We start from the raw sequence: 14726 nt of genomic DNA, 5'->3' as shown, positions 1-14726 counted from the left end.
GCATATGACAGGGGCCTGCACCGGAGCGACCCGGCTCACACCATTCCATCGAGGTGGTCTCTACCGCTATGGTCGGCCGACCGGTGGGTCGAGGTCCCTCGCCCCACCATGCCCTCGGGGGGAGGGAAGGAACCAGACGATGCCCGTACCCGTACCGCGGCAGAGAGCGATCCCGGCCGTGGAGAGTGGTCAGGCGCAGACTGCCACCCACGGCGGCCCCCTCAAGGAAGAGGTTCACAGGGGCGCCGCGACCGGCGCCGCCACCGGCGCCACTCTCACCCTGCTGCTGATCGAGGACGATCCGGCCGGCTCGCCGATCGTGCCCGAACTGCTGGACTCCTCCGGCAAGCCGATCCGCGTGCGCACCGCCCGCAACCTCACCGAGGCCGAGCGGCTGCTCACCGACGACGTCCACTGCATCCTGCTGGATCTGGCGCTGCCGGCCCCCGGCGGCAGCGGGGGCGACGACGAGCTGGCCGTGCTCAAGCACGTGCTGACGCTCGCGCCCCGGCACGCCGTGCTCGCGCTGACCGCCTCCGGCGACGCGGAACGCGCCGCCGAAGCGGTGCGTGTGGGCGCCCAGGACTACCTGTTCCGGGACGAACTGGACGGCCGTCTGCTCAGCCGGGCCATTCGCTACGCGGTGGAGCGGAAGCGTTCCGACACCGCGGAGCGGCGCCTCGCGGAGGGCCGCCTGCGTGCGCAGGAGAACCGCCGTCTGGAGCGCGGGCTGCTGCCCACGCCGCTGCTGGAGGGCTCCTCGCTGCGCTTCGCCGCCCGCTACCGTCCCGGCCGCTCCCGGGCCCTGCTCGGCGGCGACTTCTACGACGCCGTGCGCACCCCCGACGGCACCGTGCACGCCATGATCGGCGACGTCTGCGGCCACGGCCCGGACGAGGCCGCGCTCGGCGTGGAGCTGCGCATCGCCTGGCGGGCGCTGACCCTGGCAGGGCTGTGCGGGGACGAGCTGCTGGGCACGCTCCAGGAGGTGCTGGAGCACGAGCGCGCCGACGAGGAGATCTTCGCGACGCTGTGCACGGTGGACATCGCCCCGGACGGCCGGAGCGCGGGCCTGTGCCTGGCTGGCCATCCGTCCCCGCTGATCGCGCGCCCCGGCCGGGCCGCGAGGCTTCTGCCGTACGAGAAGAACGGCCCCGCCCTCGGCCTGCTCCCCGGTGCCCGCTGGCCGCGGATGCAGGTGGAGCTGGGTGCCGAGTGGAGCCTGATGCTCTACACCGACGGCCTGATCGAGGGCCGGGTCGGGACGGGCGGCGAGCGCCTCGGCCAGGACGGAATGGTGGACCTCGTCCGCCGCCAGCTGGCCGAGGGCCTGCGCGGCGAGAATCTGCTGCGGGCCGCGGTGAGCGAGGTCCGCGACCTCAACGGCGGCGAGCTGACGGACGACGTGGCCGTGGTCCTGCTGGACCGCGTGCCATAGCCGCCCCGGGCGCCGGACGGGTCAGCGGCCGCCGTTGTACGGACCGTACGGGCCGTCGCTGCTGCTTCCGCCGCGGCGGCGGCCCCAGCCGCTGCCGCCGCCGACCTGCTTGAGCGCGGGGCGTACGTCCACGATGTAGACGATGGACGCGACCACGCCGGCGATCGGCAGGATCGACAGGAGCGAGAACAGCCAGCTGACCACCAGCGCGATGCCGAGGATGATCAGCCAGAAGACCTTGTTCTGCTTGTCGGCCGCACGGAAGGCGTCCTCGCGCCGGAACGCGGCGTCGAAGAGCCCGAACGCGGCGAGGGCCATCATGACGATCTTCAAGATCCCCATGAACCCCGCGAAGCCCAACATCAGCATGCTGTCCACCGCCCGCTCTCTCCCGATCCGTACGCCGCCACCGTACCCATAGAACGGGCCGGACACCCCCATGGTGCCCGGCCCGGATCCGTCCGGCCTGCCGTGCTCAGTTGGCCGGCGGGGTCGTCTTCTTCGCGCCGGTGGCCTTGCGGGGGGCCGGGGTCTTCTTCGCCGTGGGCTTCTTCTCCGCGGGCTCGGCCTTGGCCTCGGCCGGCTTCGGCTCCTCCTTGGGCTCGACCGCCTCGGGCTTGCCCTCGACGGCGATGGCCAGCTCCTCGATCTCGTCGGCGGCCTCGCCGCGCCAGTTCTTGACCGCCTGCTCGCCGTGCTCGGCGACCTTCTCGTAGGTCTCGCGGGCCTTGACGGCGTACTCGGCGGCCACGCCGACCCCGCGCAGGGCGAGGTCCTGGGCGTTCTCGCCGAACTTCTTCAGGTCGACGTCGAGGGTGCCGATGAACTCGTTGACCTTGGTCTGGAGGGTCGCCTGGGCCTCCTTGGCCCGGGTGGCGGCCTTCTCCTGCACGGCCTTCGGGTCGGTGTTGCGCACGGCCTCGATCCGGGCCGGGGCCTCGGCGCGCAGCTGCTCGACCAGGGCGGGCACCTTCTTGGCCTGCTGCAGGGCGAGGTCGGCGGTGCCGGCGGCGAAGTAGAGCGGAGTCGGGTCGCTGAGGGTCTTGCGCAGGTCGTCGGTGATGGCCATGGTGATGGTCCTCCCGGATTCGCGTTCGGCTGAGGTGGGTGTGGTCCGCGGTGCTGCGGCCGGGGCTGAATGGTCGAGGTCCGGCTTATCCGGCCGTCCGCCGCGGACCGGCATCACTGCCGCCGGCCGTGCGGGTGCCGCGTACGGCGGTGTCGCTCGGGACATCGGTGTCGCCGGATCCTTCCTCCGCAGCCGCCTCGCCGAGGTCCTCGGCAAGGTCGCCGATCCCGAATCCGTTCTCCTTGCGGAAGGACTCGTAGATCTGGAGCAGCACCTGCTTCTGCCGCTCGTTGAGCGTGGGGTCGGCGAGGATGACCGCTCTGGTCTCCACCTCGTCCCGGTCCCGTTCGGCGTCGAGGATGCCGGCGCGGACGTACAGCGTCTCTGCGGAGATGCGCAGCGCCTTGGCGACCTGCTGGAGCACCTCCGCGCTGGGCTTGCGCAGCCCGCGCTCGATCTGGCTCAGATACGGATTGGACACCCCGGCGGCGTCGGCGAGCTGCCGCAGCGAGAGCTGGGCGTTGCGCCGCTGCTCGCGCAGGTACTCACCGAGATTGCCGACGTTGAGCGATGCCATGCCTCCACCTTGCCCCACCATCGCTAACTATTGCAAGCACCTGCTTGCAATAGTGCGCCATGCCACGCGAAGGGTTCACCCGCCCACCCCACACCGGATGTCCGTCCCGTCCCGGGCCTGGGCCGCCTGCTCCTGTCGAAAACCCGTTGGCCGGCCACGGCGACCACTGCTAGCTTTCCCCAGGCCGTGCCGGAGAACGAGGGGGTGGTACCCGTGAACGCAGTATCGACATGGGTGCTCCCCTCCGGGGTCGCGGTCGGACGATAGGTCGTCCGGGAGCGCCGTTCCAGAGCACTCCCGAAAGGCACGACCATGCGATTCACTTCCGAGCAGCGCCTCGACGACGGCGTCCTCGAACGCGAATTCACCCTCGGCGAGATCCCCGGCCTCCTGTGGACGTCCGGATCCGCACCTGCCCCGCTGATCCTGATCGGCCACAACGGCGGCCTGCACAAGCGGGAACCGCGGCTGGTGGCCCGGGCCCGGCACTCCGCGGCGCAGTACGGCTACGCGGTGGCCGCCATCGACCACCCCGGGCACGGCGACCGGCCCCGTTCCGCCGTCGACGAGCAGGCTCGCGCCGATCTCCGCCGGGCGATGGCGGCCGGCGAGCCGGTCGACGAGATCTTCGAGTCCTTCGTCGGCCCGCTGGTCGAAAAGGCGGTCCCGGAATGGCAGGCCACTTTGGACGCCCTCCTTTCGCTGCCCGAGATCGGCGGCCCGGTCGGGTACTCGGGGATGACCGCCATCGGCATTCGGCTGGCGGTGGTGGAACCGCGCATCAGGGCCGCCGGTTTCTTCGCCGGGGGTTTCGTGCCCCGCGCCCAGCGCGAGGAGGCCCGGCAGGTCACCGTTCCGCTGCTGTTCCTGCTGCAGTGGGACGACGAAGGAAACCCCCGGCAGCGGGCCCTGGACCTGTTCGACGCCTTCGGCACCGAGGAGAAGACGCTGCACGCCAATCTGGGCGGGCACGCCGGTACCCCGTGGTTCGAGGTGGACGACGGGGACCGGTTCTTCGGCCGGCACCTGAAGTAGTCGGCGTGCGGCCCTGGGCCGCTTAATGGCTGGCCGCGCGCAGTTGACGTCCCCTAGGGTGCCGATCATGGCTTGTCGCATCTCCGAACTTGTAGTCCACTGCCAGGATCCGCAGCGGCTGGCGGCGTTCTGGTGCGAGGTGCTGGGCTTCGTCGTGCTCGACACCGAGGACGGCGTGGTGGAGATCGGACCACGGGAAGGGTTCGGCGGACTGCAGCCGACCCTGGTCTTCATCCCCTCCACCGAGCCCAGGGCGGGACAGCTGCGGCTGCACTTCGACGTCAACGCCACCGACCGCGATCAGGACGCCGAACTCGAACGCCTCCTGAAGCTCGGGGCGCGCCCGGCCGACGTCGGCCAGAGCGGCACGGAGCACTGGCACGTCCTGGCCGACCCCGAAGGCAACGAATTCTGCCTCCTGCGAGCCCGCCTGAGCTGAGCACCGGCAAACGCCGCAACCACACCGCCGGAGCCCGGTCGGCCTCGGTCACCTCGTCGTCGATCCAGACGAAGGGACGCCCGGCCGCCCAGGCCACCAGCGGCCGGGTCTTCCAGTGCAGCAGGTCCGGGGGCTCGTCCTCGTCCGGCCACTCGACGACCGGCAGCGGGGGCAGGCCCAGCCAGGGCGCCAGGACCGTGTTGGCGTCGTCCATCCAGGTCGTGGCCCACACCAGTTCGCAGCCCAGCCCGGCGAGGCGCGGGCCGAGGGCCGGGTCGATGCGGCACAGCAGTGGATGGGCGTCGGCGCCCGGCGGCGGGGCGAGGCCCTGGTCGTAGACCGGGTAGGCGGGGTCCGCCGCCCCGAACGGGATCAGCGGGCCGTCGACGTCGAGGAAGAGCAGCATCACCGTCCAGGATCAGCCCTCGTAGCCCCGCTCGGCGAGGATCGCGTCGATCCGGGCGCGGTGTGACCTCTCCCAGTCGTCGAGGCTCTCGGCCGCCTCCTTTGGGACTCGCCCTGGAACCGGTCCGGGAACTCGTTGGCATCAGTCAGGAGGGGGACGGTAGCGTGACGGTCATGACTGCCGGGTCGGCCATGGGCCGTGAGCGAGTCGGGTACCCGGCCTCTGAGTGAGGTCCGCGCGGGCGAGAAGCCCGCCGCTTTCTCTGCGCACCGAAGCAAGCAACCAGCCGCAGAGAGAGAAGACAGAGTGCCCAACGCGTTCAACCAGAAGATCATCGACGAGTTCCGTGCCCACCACGGCCGCCTGAGCGGCCCCTTCGAAGGCGCACGGCTGCTCCTGCTCACCACCACCGGCGCCCGTACCGGTGCCCCGCACACCACCCCCGTCGGCCATCTCCCCGACGGTGGCGAGCGAGTGCTCGTCATCGCCTCGGCCGGCGGCTCGCCCCGCCACCCCGACTGGTATCGCAACCTCCTCGTCCACCCCGAAGTGACCGTCGAGAGCGGGGTGTTCACCTACCGGGCCCGTGCCGGGGTGCTCACCGGCGAGGAGCGCGACCTGGCGTTCGCGCGGGCGGTGGAGGCCGACCCGGGCTGGCAGGCGTACCAGGACAAGACGGACCGGGTGATCCCCGTCGTCGCGCTGTACAACATCACCCAGGGCGGGCCCGGGGACATCGCGGCGGACTCCCCCGGCGAGGCGATCCGGCTCGTCCACGACGTGTTCCGGCGCGAACTCGCCCTGATACGCGAGGAGATGGCCGCGGGCGGCGGCTCCACGCTCGGCGCCCAGCTCCGCGTCAACTGCCTCACCCTCTGCCAGGGGCTCCACAACCACCACGCCGGCGAGGACACCATGCTGTTCCCGTTCCTCGCCGACCGGCATCCGCAGCTGGCCCCCGTTCTGGAGCGGCTGCGTGCGGAGCACGACCGGGTCGCGGTTCTCGTGGCGGACCTGCGGCGCGCGGTGTCCGGCGAGCACCCCGACCCTGCCGCCGCCCGGGCCGAGGTGGACCGCCTCACGGCCGCGCTGGAGGCTCATCTGGCGTACGAGGAGGAGCAGTTGGTGCCGACGCTGGACGCCCGCTGACCCCGCACGGACGGCGGCCGGCCCGGCGGGGCCGGTGACCGACCCGGTACGGGCGGCCGTCAGAACGGCAGCGGCCGCCCGTGCACGACGTCGAGCCGGGACACCGCGCGCGTGAGCACCACGTACAGGCGGTGCGCGCCGCGCTCCTCCGCCTCGGCGACGGCGGCCGGTTCGACGGCGACGACATGGTCGTACTCCAGGCCCTTGACGAGGCTCGCGGGCACCACGGCCACCCGGGCGCCCAGGTCCTCGGGCCCCGCCGCCGGGATGCCGGCCGCGGCGAGCGCGTCCCGCAGCGCGGCCACGTCCGCGTCCGCGGCGAGGACCCCGACCGATCCCTCACGGGCGAGCGCCTCGCGTACGGCCGTCACGGTCGTGCCGGGCACGTCGCCGGTGGGCCGGACGGTCAGCTCGCCGTCCGTGCGCAGCGACCGGGCGGCGGGCACCGCCACGTCCAGCCGGTCCAGCAGCCGGTTGGCCAGCCCGACCACCACGGCCGGCACCCGGAACCCGGTGGTCAGCGGCACCACGGCCGCGTCCGGCTTGCCGAGGTGGCGCAGCTGGACGTCCCAGCCGCGGGCGGCCCACGGGGTGGTGCCCTGGGCGAGGTCGCCGAGGACGGTCAGCGAACCGAAGGCGGCCCGGCGGGCGATGGCCCGGCACTCCATCGGCGAGAGGTCCTGCGCCTCGTCCACGACGATGTGGCCGTACCCCTCCGGGTGCTCGATCAGCCCCGACAGCTCGTCCAGGAGGACGAGGTCGGCGGCCGACCAGCGGGCGGACCTGTACGAGCGCGGCGGGCGCGGCCACAGCAGCGCGGCCTGCTCCGCGGGGTCCAGGAGCCCGTCCGCGGCCCGCGCCAGCGCCTCGCCGTCGCCGAGCAGTTCGGCGAGGACCTCCTCGGGCCGGGCCTTCGGCCACACGGCGTCGAGCCGGGCGGTCAGCGGTCGCACCCGTTCGATCCGGCGCACCCAGGCGTTCGGCGGCGGCCCGGCCCGCCGCTCGACCTGTTCCAGCAGCCGCCGTACCAGCCGGGTGCGCACCCGCTCCCGCCCGGTCGCGTACGGCGGCTGCTCGGCGAGGACCTCCTCGACGACGGCGGCCAGCTCCGCCGCGGTGACCCGCCACCGGTAGGAGCCGTCCGGTACGGCGAGATCGGTCACGCCCTCGGCGCTCACACGCGCGTACAGCGCCCGGCGCAGCACCTCGGCCATGCGGGCGTCGTGCTTGACGGTGGCCGTGGGGGCGGGGTCGGTCCCGGTGACCGGGTGGCGGGCGATCTCGTCCAGGAGGGTGGCCTGGCGGACCCCGTTCTCGCCGAGGGAGGGCAGCACTTCGGCGATGTAGGCGAGGAAGGTGCGGTTGGGGCCGAGGATCAGCAGGCCGGAGCGCTGGATCCGCTTGGGGTGGGTGTAGAGCAGGTAGGCGGCGCGGTGCAGGCCGACGGCGGTCTTGCCGGTACCCGGGGCGCCCTGGACGCAGACGGAGGCGGCGAGGCCGGCGCGTACGAGATCGTCCTGGTCGGGCTGGATGGTGGCGGCGATGTCCCGCATCGGGCCGACGCGGGGCCGCTCGATCTCCCGCGTGACGATGCCGCTGACCCGGGACTCGCCCCGGCCCAGGCGCTCGTCCTCCAGGCCGGTGAGGCCGGCGGAGTCGCCCCGGCTGCCCGGCGCCCAGCCGAACCGGCGCCGCACCTCGACGCCCTGCGGATCGCGCGCGCCGGCCTGGTAGAAGGCGCGGGAGACGGGAGCCCGCCAGTCGACGACGAGGGGCGGGGCGGCCGGGTCCTCGGTGATCCGGAGCCGGCCGACGTGGTAGCTCTGTCCGCCGTGCCCGGGGTCGGTCGCGGCGAAGTCCAGCCGCCCGAAGAACAGCGGCCCCTCGGGCAGTTCGCGCAGCGCCTTGGCCCGGCTGCGCAGCTGGTAGCCGAGGACCTCGGCGTCGGCACCGGATGCGGAGACGTCCTCGCCGGTGACGACCTGTTCGGCGGCGCCGTCGACCATGGCGGCGAAGGCGGCGGCACAGGTGTCGTGGTAGGCGCGTTCGCCGTGGAGGGCGGCTTCCATGTCCTCGGGAGCAGGGCGGGGTGACGTCATGGCCCCACCGTACCCAGAAAATGCAACCGAGTTAAATACGTTACCGACTCTCATCCGTGAGGCCGCGGAACCCCGGCAGCGCCGCCGCCAGCCGTCCGAAGGCCCGCTCGGCCGCGGGCACCGCGTCCGCCCGCACCCGGTCCACGGCCTCGCCGGCCGCGATCCGCCGCCAGTTCTCCTGCGCGAGGATCCGCTGGACGGCGATGATCTGCCCCGCGGCCAGCCGCGCGTCCAGGCCGCCGCCGAGGGCCTCGGCGAGTGCCTCCTCCGACCGCTCCAGATACCCGTACACCCGCGCCACCAGGGCGGGCGTGCCGTACAGCAGGGTGTGGAAGGCGAGCACCTGCGGATGGTCGTTCAGCCCGGTGACCGGATCGCACCGCTCAAGCCCGTCGAGGAAGGTGCGGCGCAGCGCGTCCAGCGGGTCGGCCGCCCCGGCGGCCACCCGTGCGGCCTCCGTCTCGTGGTCGGCGATCCGGTACAGGACCAGGTCCTCCTTGGCCGGGAAGTACCGGAAGAGGGTCGGCTTGGAGATCCCGGCCGCGGCGGCGATCTCCGCGACCGGCACGGCGTCGAAGCCCCGCTCCATGAACAGCCGGACGGCGATGTCCGACACGTCCTGGTACATCCGCTGCTTCTTGCGCTCGCGCAGGCCCATCTCTTCCATGGGGCGAGCCTACGCAGTAGGGGGCTGCGGGCCCTGACTGCCGCTGGGGGCGGGGCCGGGAGCGGTGCCGGGTGCGGGTGCGCGTGCGGGGTCAGGTGCGGGCCCGGGTGCGGGTGCGGGCCCGGGGCTGTGGGGAACGGTCCGTGCCAGGATGCGGGCGCTCTTCCAGTACTCCTCGAACTGGGCCCGGCGGCAGCGCTGCATCTCCCGGGCCAGCGGCCCGCCGTCCCGGTGCCAGCGCAGGAGGGGCGCCACGTGCCCGGTGATGTCCAGCAGCTCGTCCGAGCCCCCGCCCGGGCTGTAGACGTCGGGGCGCCGCTCGAACTTGTCGTACTGCCCCTCGATCACCTGATCCTCGTTGAGGACGTACAGCTTCAGCATCGGCGCCACGTGCAGCACCGCGAATTCGACCTTCAGCCTCCCCTGCCGGCGATACCCCATCCGGCCCTCCATCACCTTCAGGTCCTCCTGGTACTCGGAGATCTTGCGCCTGAGGTGGGCACGGAACCCGGCCGCGTCGTACAGGGTGCCGTCCGCCCGTATCAGTCCGGGCAGCGCGATCGGATGCTCGAAGTCGGGTACGAGGATCCGGAGGTGAACCCTGCGCTCCGTGTTGGGGGGCAGCTCTCCCAGGAACTGCTTGAGACCGGCGAAGTTCTCCCCCGTGAAGGACAGGGTGGACAGCGTGACGTCCTCCCCGCTCCACAGCGCGCGGCGCAGCTCCTCCTTGACGTCCTTCGGATCGAACCGGATACGGGCCGCCGACTGCTGGTCCTCCTGAGCGGCCAGGGAACGCTCCAGCCCCTCCAGCCTCTCCTCCAGGCCCTCATTGCCCGAGTTCAGCCGCCGCACCTCGCTGTACAGCGCGAATCCCACCAGGCTCAGCAGGGCCGCGCTGATGTACACCTTGCCCTGCAGGGCATCGCCCACCGGTTTGACGAACTGCGCGATCAGGCCGACGACGAAGACGGCCAGCAGCACGATCCTCGTCAGTGCGCCCTCGGCCCGCTCCCAGCGGGCCGACCACCTGCTTCTCAGCGTGCTTTCCGCCACCAAATCCCCCTTTTGGCAAGCGCCTTGGCGCGGTCACCTCATGGTGCCCGGCGCGGGTCCGGCCAGGAAGGGGATGTGCTGCCCCCGCGTGGTCCCCCGTGCAGCGCCAGCTCCAGCAGGGGGCCGTAGGAGCCCAGGACGACCTTCACCCCGGCGTCGCGCAGCCGCCCCCGCTTCTCGGTGTTGCGGCCGTACCCGATGAAGCGGACCCCGGCCTGCTCGGCAGCGTCGAAGTCCGCGGGCGTGTCCCCGATCATGACCGCCTCCTCCGGCGGGAGCCCGAGGCCCCGCAGCGCACGGTGGAGGACATCGGGATGCGGCTTCATCAGGCCGGGATCGGCACTGCGCCCGTGGACGGCCTCGAAGCAGGGCCGCAGCCCGTGGTCCCGGAGGTACCGGTCCGCCGCACGGGCGGCGTTGTTGGTGACGACGGCCAGCCGGGACCCACGCCCGTGCAGCCACGTGATCAGCTGGCCCGCGCCGGGGGTGGGCAGCGCGGACGGTACGGCGGCCAGCTCGAACCCGGTCAGCTTCGCGTCCATGTCCTCGACGAGATCGCCGAGGTCCCTCTCCGCGCGGGCACGGCGGACCTCCCGCAGCACCAGGTAGGGATCCTTGTCGGTCCACTCCACGGACGCGCCGCGCGGGTAGAGCCGGCAGATGGGGCCGTCGAAGTCGAACAGGACGCAGCCCGCGTCCGTCAGCCGCTCCCAGGCGTCCTCTACATCTTGGTGCTCACCGCCCATGCCGTTTTGTCCACTCCTCAGCTCGCCCCGCACTCCGTACGCCCCGGCCACCGAAGGGGCCCGGCCGCGGGTACCCCGCCCAGCCTGGGCGGCCGCCGGGCCGCGGGCAAGGCCCGACACGCCCGTCCAGACGTACGGGTGAGCGCGATCCGCCCGTGCGGTCGTACCAACCGCCTTGCCGGACAGCCTAGTTGGGACTGGCCGGCGCTCTGAGCGCCGCAAGGACGGATTCCAGCGACCCCACGACCACGGGGGCGCCCGCCGCCCGCAGCCGCCGCTCCTCGTCCTCGCCCCGCGCACAGCCCAGGAACGGCACACCGGCCGCCCGCGCCGCGGCGAGGCCGAGGGGGGAGTCGCCGAGGACCAGGGCGGCGTCCGGTGCGGCTCCCGTGCCGTCGAGGACGCGGTTCAGGTTGTACGGGTCCGGCTTGAGGCCGTGCGGGAGCCGGTCACGGCCGTACACCCGCCGGGCGAAGCACTCCGCGAGGCCCCGGCCGGCCAGATAGGCGCCGGCCGCTCGTGGCGAGTGGTCGGTGGCGACGGCCATCCGGGCGCCGACGGCCGTCCAGGTGCGGATCAGCGGATCGGCGTAGGCGGTCGGCAGCGCCTTGGACACGGCCCGCAGCTCCTCCTGGGCCAGCAGCTCCTCCAGCTCGGCGAGCAGCTCGGCGTCCGGGTTCCGGCGGTGCGCGGCACGCAGCACCGCCAGGGGGCCGTCCGTCTCCGCTCCGGCGTCGGCCGGCAGGCCGGACAGGCCCGCTCGCTCCAGCACTGCCGTCAGCTCGGCGGCCACCCGTCGCGCGGTGCGCCCGGCGAACAGGCGGCAGATGGGCCCGTCGAAGTCCCATACGACGACACGGGCCCGTGCGATCAGTTCGGTCAGCTCAGGGGTCACCAGGAGAGTGTCAGGTCCGTGGTGATGGTTTCCCAGAGGGCGTCGAACCACATCTGCGACTGGTCCACGAACGCGGCGTCCCGGTGCCCTGTCCGCCGGTCGAAGGAGAACAGGAGGGACTGCGCGCCCAGCACGTCGTACATGTCCAGCGGTCCGCCGTCCCCCGCCTCCGCGCGGCGCGTGACCATGTAGTAGGCCAGCAGCGCCTCCTCGCCGTTGAGCAGGTACACCTTCACCGGCGGGGTGAACGGCAGGGCCCGGAAGGTGACGCGCACGTCGATCCCGTGGGTGGAGCGCAGGGCCAGGAGGTTGTGCCGCAGGACCAGCCCCTGGGCGTTGCGCTGGGCCAGCCAGCGCCCGTGGACCGCACCGTCCTCGTCCTCGCCGTCCACCGCGACCGGGAAGGCGAGGTAGATGTCCCTGGACGGCAGCAGGATGCGGACGTCCACCGACTCCGGACGCACGCGACCCTCGTGGACGAGACGGATCGGCTCGCTCAGCGCCAGCATCAGGGACTCGGCGGTCAGGCAGACCGCGTCGACACGGACCGCGGGGGCCGAGAACGCCTCGGTCAGCCGGGAGGGCAGGCCCTCGCTCGTCGGCCGGGGTCCGGCGTGGACGGGGGCCGGCTCGGCGATGCGCGGCGGACTGCCCTTGGTGATGTTGCTGAGCAGACCGTCGCCCGCCAGCACCCTGAGGGCCTGGCGCACGGTACCGCGCTCCACACCGAACTCCTCGGCCAGCTCCGCCTGGGTCGGCATGCGCTGTCCCGGCCTGAGCACGCCGGACCTGATCCGGGCGCGCAGCTCGTCCGCCATCTCCCTGTACGACGGACGCAGACTCTGCCACCCGTTGCGGGCGACACCTTCCGGCTCCACACGGGAACGGTACAACTTCGCGCCAACTCAGGGGAGTTGTTCGGCAGATGGTGACCAACTCGAACAACTTGGCTCGGAGCGGAGAAAGTTGGCGGAGGTCAGAAGATGTCCGGGCACCAGGGGCGCTTCGACCCGCGCAGCAGCGCGTCGGCCGTGCGCAGCGCACCCTCCCGCTCCTGGTGCACCCGGCCGAGCGCGGCCAGCCGCGAGGCGGACTCGTCGCCCAGCCACAGCGTCGCCAGCTCGGCCGCGTCGAGGACGAGGTCGGGGCTGCGGCCGGTCACGGTGCAGGACGCACCGTCGGGGGACGCGTCCAGCAGATACCGGCCCTGGGCGAGTCCGGCGCCGTCCACGACCTCCAGCACCAGCGAGCCCGTCGTCGCGTACGTGCGCGCCTCCAGGGCCCGTACGACGTCCAGGATCCGCACCCACAGCCAGTCCGCCTGGTCGGTGACGCGGGCCGCGCGCGGGTCGGGCAGCAGGAGGGGCAGCAGGTCGTCCGGGCCGCGCCAGCCGCTCTTGACCTGGGTGATCCAGTCGATCGAGCACAGGTAGTGCCACAGGGCGCGCTCGGCCGCCGGGGTCGCGGCGATCAGCCAGTCGACGTCGGCGGTGTTGTGCGGCTGCTTGTGGCGCCAGTTGTCGTCGGCCTTGTACGCCACCAGGCCCTCGACCTCGCCGGAGGCCGAGCGGTGGACGGCGTAGAACGGCTCGGTCCAGTTGGGGCCGAAGCGGACGGCCCCGGTGCTCAGTTGCCACCACAGCTCGCTCCGGCTGACCGCGCCCGGCTGCGCGCGCCGCACCCGCTCGTGCAGCTCGGGGCCGAGCTTGCGCACGTCCTCGCCGTCCACGAGGTCGATCCGGCCGCCGTCCCGGGGGCCGGACCAGCGCGGGTCAAGGCCCGCGCGGGGGACCTCGACGGTCCACTGGGTCGTCCAGGTCGCCGGACCGAAGCCGTACCGGCCGTAGATCGGGTACTCGGCGGCGATCAGGGTGGCGACGACGTCACCGCGCTCCTTCGCCTGAGCCAGGTCCCGGTCCATCATGCGGGTCAGCAGGCCGCGGCGGCGGTGGGTGGGGGTGACCGTGACGTTGGAGACGGCGTTCGCGGGGACGGGCGTGCCGCCCACCGCGGTCAGTTCCTGGGCGAAGGAGCGGTAGGTCGCCACGCACCGGCTCCCGTCGAAGGCGCCGAGCAGACGGCCCTCGACGTGGCGGCGGCGCGCTTCCAGATGCTCGGGCTCCCTCACCGGCTTCCGCAGGAATCCGGTGCTCAGGGCACGCTGCCAGTCCTCGAACTCGGCCTCGGTGACGGCACGCACGTCGTTGGTCATGAGGCCACCGTAGGCATCCGGCCCGGGGGGTGTCGCGCGGATTTCGCCGGCCCGCCGCTCCCCGCCGGATCGGCAGGTCGTCACCGCCCGGTCGGCGGGAGGTCACCCGCCCGGTCTTCGTGGTCACCCGCCCGGTCGGCGGGAGATGGCCCGCCCGGTCGGCAGGGCCCTCGTCCACCGGGTCGGCTTCACCCGTCAGGTCAGCAGGTCGTCCACCTGGGCCTCGCCCACCCGGTAGCGGCGTGCGATCTCCCCGCTGCACTCGTCGGCAGTGCTCTGCAGCCGCTGGCGGCGCCCGGAGACCTCCTGCTCGTAGCGGATCAGGCGGCCCATCGCCGTGGTCAGTTCGAGATCGGTCCGGGCCTGCAGGTCCGACAGCTCGACCTCGGCGAGCATCTCCGCCGCCAGCCGCCGGTACTCCTCGTTGTGCGGAGTACCGAGCGTGACATGGCGGGCCGAGGAGCGCTGGCGGGCCGGCGCGTCGGTGAGGATCTCCGGGAGCCGCTCCACCACGGAGGCGTCCGCGGGCGCCGGCACGGCGGCCCGGCCGCGCCGGGCCAGCTCCGCGCGCGAGATGTCGATCCGGCCCTGCAGCAGCCGCCGCACATAACTGAGGTCCGCCTCGTCACGCTGGGCGTCACGGCGCAGCGCCCGCAGCTCGGGCAGGCTCAGCCGGGCGAGGTCGTGCTCGGGCGGCTCCGCAGGCAGCGACGGCCCGGCCGGGCTGTCGCCGCGCTGTGCGGGCGGCCTGTGTGTCTCCAGCCGCCCGCTGGTGCTCGGTGTGCTCATGGTGCGTATGACCGTCCCCTCGACCGGCGTGTGGAAGCATCGTGCCACCCCAAGTGGCCGCTATGTGACCGAGTGCCCCCGAACGGCCCCAGATGGGGGGGTAAGGATCAATAATGGGCCCCCGGTGACGGTGCGCGGGGCACCCGGCATGA

The 14726-nt window shown here is 73.0% G+C and carries 15 protein-coding genes and 1 pseudogene; 4 read left to right on the top strand and 12 right to left on the bottom strand.

Translation table 11 applies throughout. The features are described from left to right. The first annotated feature begins 139 nt into the window (after positions 1 to 139). Positions 140 to 1438, top strand: coding sequence for a SpoIIE family protein phosphatase (locus tag ACFZCP_RS04080; protein ID WP_391423849.1), 1299 nt, complete (start codon positions 140 to 142; stop codon positions 1436 to 1438). Positions 1439 to 1459: 21 nt separating this feature from the next. Here the strand turns inward: ACFZCP_RS04080 and ACFZCP_RS04075 are convergent, their stop codons facing one another. The 3 genes from ACFZCP_RS04075 to ACFZCP_RS04065 all read right to left on the bottom strand — a co-directional run bounded on the left by ACFZCP_RS04075 (position 1460) and on the right by ACFZCP_RS04065 (position 3084). Further along, positions 1460 to 1816 (bottom strand): DUF2516 family protein, encoded by a 357-nt coding sequence (locus ACFZCP_RS04075; RefSeq protein WP_362681735.1) that lies wholly within the window; start codon positions 1814 to 1816, stop codon positions 1460 to 1462. Between the two features lie 97 nt (positions 1817 to 1913). After that, complete coding sequence (locus tag ACFZCP_RS04070) at positions 1914 to 2507, bottom strand: hypothetical protein (RefSeq protein ID WP_391423846.1); 594 nt, start codon at positions 2505 to 2507, stop codon at positions 1914 to 1916. A gap of 85 nt (positions 2508 to 2592) precedes the next feature. Next, the gene (locus ACFZCP_RS04065; protein ID WP_391423844.1) at positions 2593 to 3084 is read right to left on the bottom strand and encodes a helix-turn-helix domain-containing protein; all 492 of its coding nucleotides are present in this window, start codon (positions 3082 to 3084) and stop codon (positions 2593 to 2595) included. 312 nt (positions 3085 to 3396) lie between these two features. Between ACFZCP_RS04065 and ACFZCP_RS04060 the strand changes: the two genes are divergently transcribed. Both ACFZCP_RS04060 and ACFZCP_RS04055 read left to right on the top strand, forming a co-directional pair. After that, a complete protein-coding gene (locus ACFZCP_RS04060; RefSeq protein ID WP_391423842.1) occupies positions 3397 to 4119 on the top strand; it encodes a dienelactone hydrolase family protein in 723 nt (240 codons plus the stop codon). Between the two features lie 25 nt (positions 4120 to 4144). Then, a pseudogene (locus ACFZCP_RS04055) lies at positions 4145 to 4480 on the top strand (VOC family protein); the annotation flags it as partial. Here ACFZCP_RS04055 and ACFZCP_RS04050 read toward each other — a convergent pair. Next, positions 4401 to 4964 (bottom strand): hypothetical protein, encoded by a 564-nt coding sequence (locus tag ACFZCP_RS04050; protein ID WP_391423840.1) that lies wholly within the window; start codon positions 4962 to 4964, stop codon positions 4401 to 4403. The pseudogene ACFZCP_RS04055 and the gene ACFZCP_RS04050 overlap by 80 nt on opposite strands. Positions 4965 to 5270: 306 nt before the next feature. On the opposite strand from ACFZCP_RS04050, the gene ACFZCP_RS04045 reads away from it, so the two are divergent. Further along, on the top strand, positions 5271 to 6113 hold the full coding sequence (locus tag ACFZCP_RS04045; protein WP_391423838.1) for a nitroreductase/quinone reductase family protein: 843 nt from the start codon (positions 5271 to 5273) through the stop codon (positions 6111 to 6113). A gap of 59 nt (positions 6114 to 6172) precedes the next feature. Here ACFZCP_RS04045 and ACFZCP_RS04040 read toward each other — a convergent pair whose 3' ends face one another. The 8 genes from ACFZCP_RS04040 to ACFZCP_RS04005 form a co-directional block, all read right to left on the bottom strand. After that, the gene (locus ACFZCP_RS04040; RefSeq protein ID WP_391423836.1) at positions 6173 to 8212 is read right to left on the bottom strand and encodes a HelD family protein; all 2040 of its coding nucleotides are present in this window, start codon (positions 8210 to 8212) and stop codon (positions 6173 to 6175) included. Positions 8213 to 8252: 40 nt separating this feature from the next. Continuing rightward, positions 8253 to 8879, bottom strand: a complete 627-nt coding sequence (locus tag ACFZCP_RS04035; RefSeq protein WP_391423834.1) for a TetR family transcriptional regulator — start codon at positions 8877 to 8879, stop codon at positions 8253 to 8255. A 9-nt stretch (positions 8880 to 8888) separates the two neighbouring features. Continuing rightward, a complete protein-coding gene (locus tag ACFZCP_RS04030) occupies positions 8889 to 9932 on the bottom strand; it encodes an ATP/GTP-binding protein (RefSeq protein ID WP_391423832.1) in 1044 nt (347 codons plus the stop codon). 38 nt (positions 9933 to 9970) lie between these two features. Continuing rightward, positions 9971 to 10678 carry an HAD-IA family hydrolase gene (locus ACFZCP_RS04025; RefSeq protein WP_391423830.1) on the bottom strand — a complete coding sequence of 236 codons (708 nt, stop codon included), beginning with the start codon at positions 10676 to 10678 and terminating at the stop codon, positions 9971 to 9973. A gap of 187 nt (positions 10679 to 10865) precedes the next feature. Beyond that, positions 10866 to 11573: an HAD family hydrolase gene (locus tag ACFZCP_RS04020; protein ID WP_391423829.1), complete on the bottom strand. Its 708-nt coding sequence runs from the start codon at positions 11571 to 11573 to the stop codon at positions 10866 to 10868. Next, positions 11570 to 12391 (bottom strand): GntR family transcriptional regulator, encoded by an 822-nt coding sequence (locus ACFZCP_RS04015; RefSeq protein WP_391424684.1) that lies wholly within the window; start codon positions 12389 to 12391, stop codon positions 11570 to 11572. Before ACFZCP_RS04015 ends, ACFZCP_RS04020 begins: the two co-directional genes overlap by 4 nt. A gap of 158 nt (positions 12392 to 12549) precedes the next feature. Further along, entirely contained in the window at positions 12550 to 13785 is a 1236-nt protein-coding gene (locus ACFZCP_RS04010; RefSeq protein ID WP_391423827.1) for a GNAT family N-acetyltransferase, read from the bottom strand. Between the two features lie 195 nt (positions 13786 to 13980). Then, complete coding sequence (locus tag ACFZCP_RS04005) at positions 13981 to 14574, bottom strand: aerial mycelium formation protein (RefSeq protein WP_391423825.1); 594 nt, start codon at positions 14572 to 14574, stop codon at positions 13981 to 13983. Between the last annotated feature and the right edge of the window lie 152 nt (positions 14575 to 14726).

The sequence above is a fragment of the Streptomyces sp. NPDC007971 genome (assembly GCF_042958635.1).
Classification (GTDB): domain Bacteria; phylum Actinomycetota; class Actinomycetes; order Streptomycetales; family Streptomycetaceae; genus Streptomyces.
Note: the sequence above shows the minus strand (reverse complement) of the source record. Positions and strands in the feature narration are given on the sequence as shown.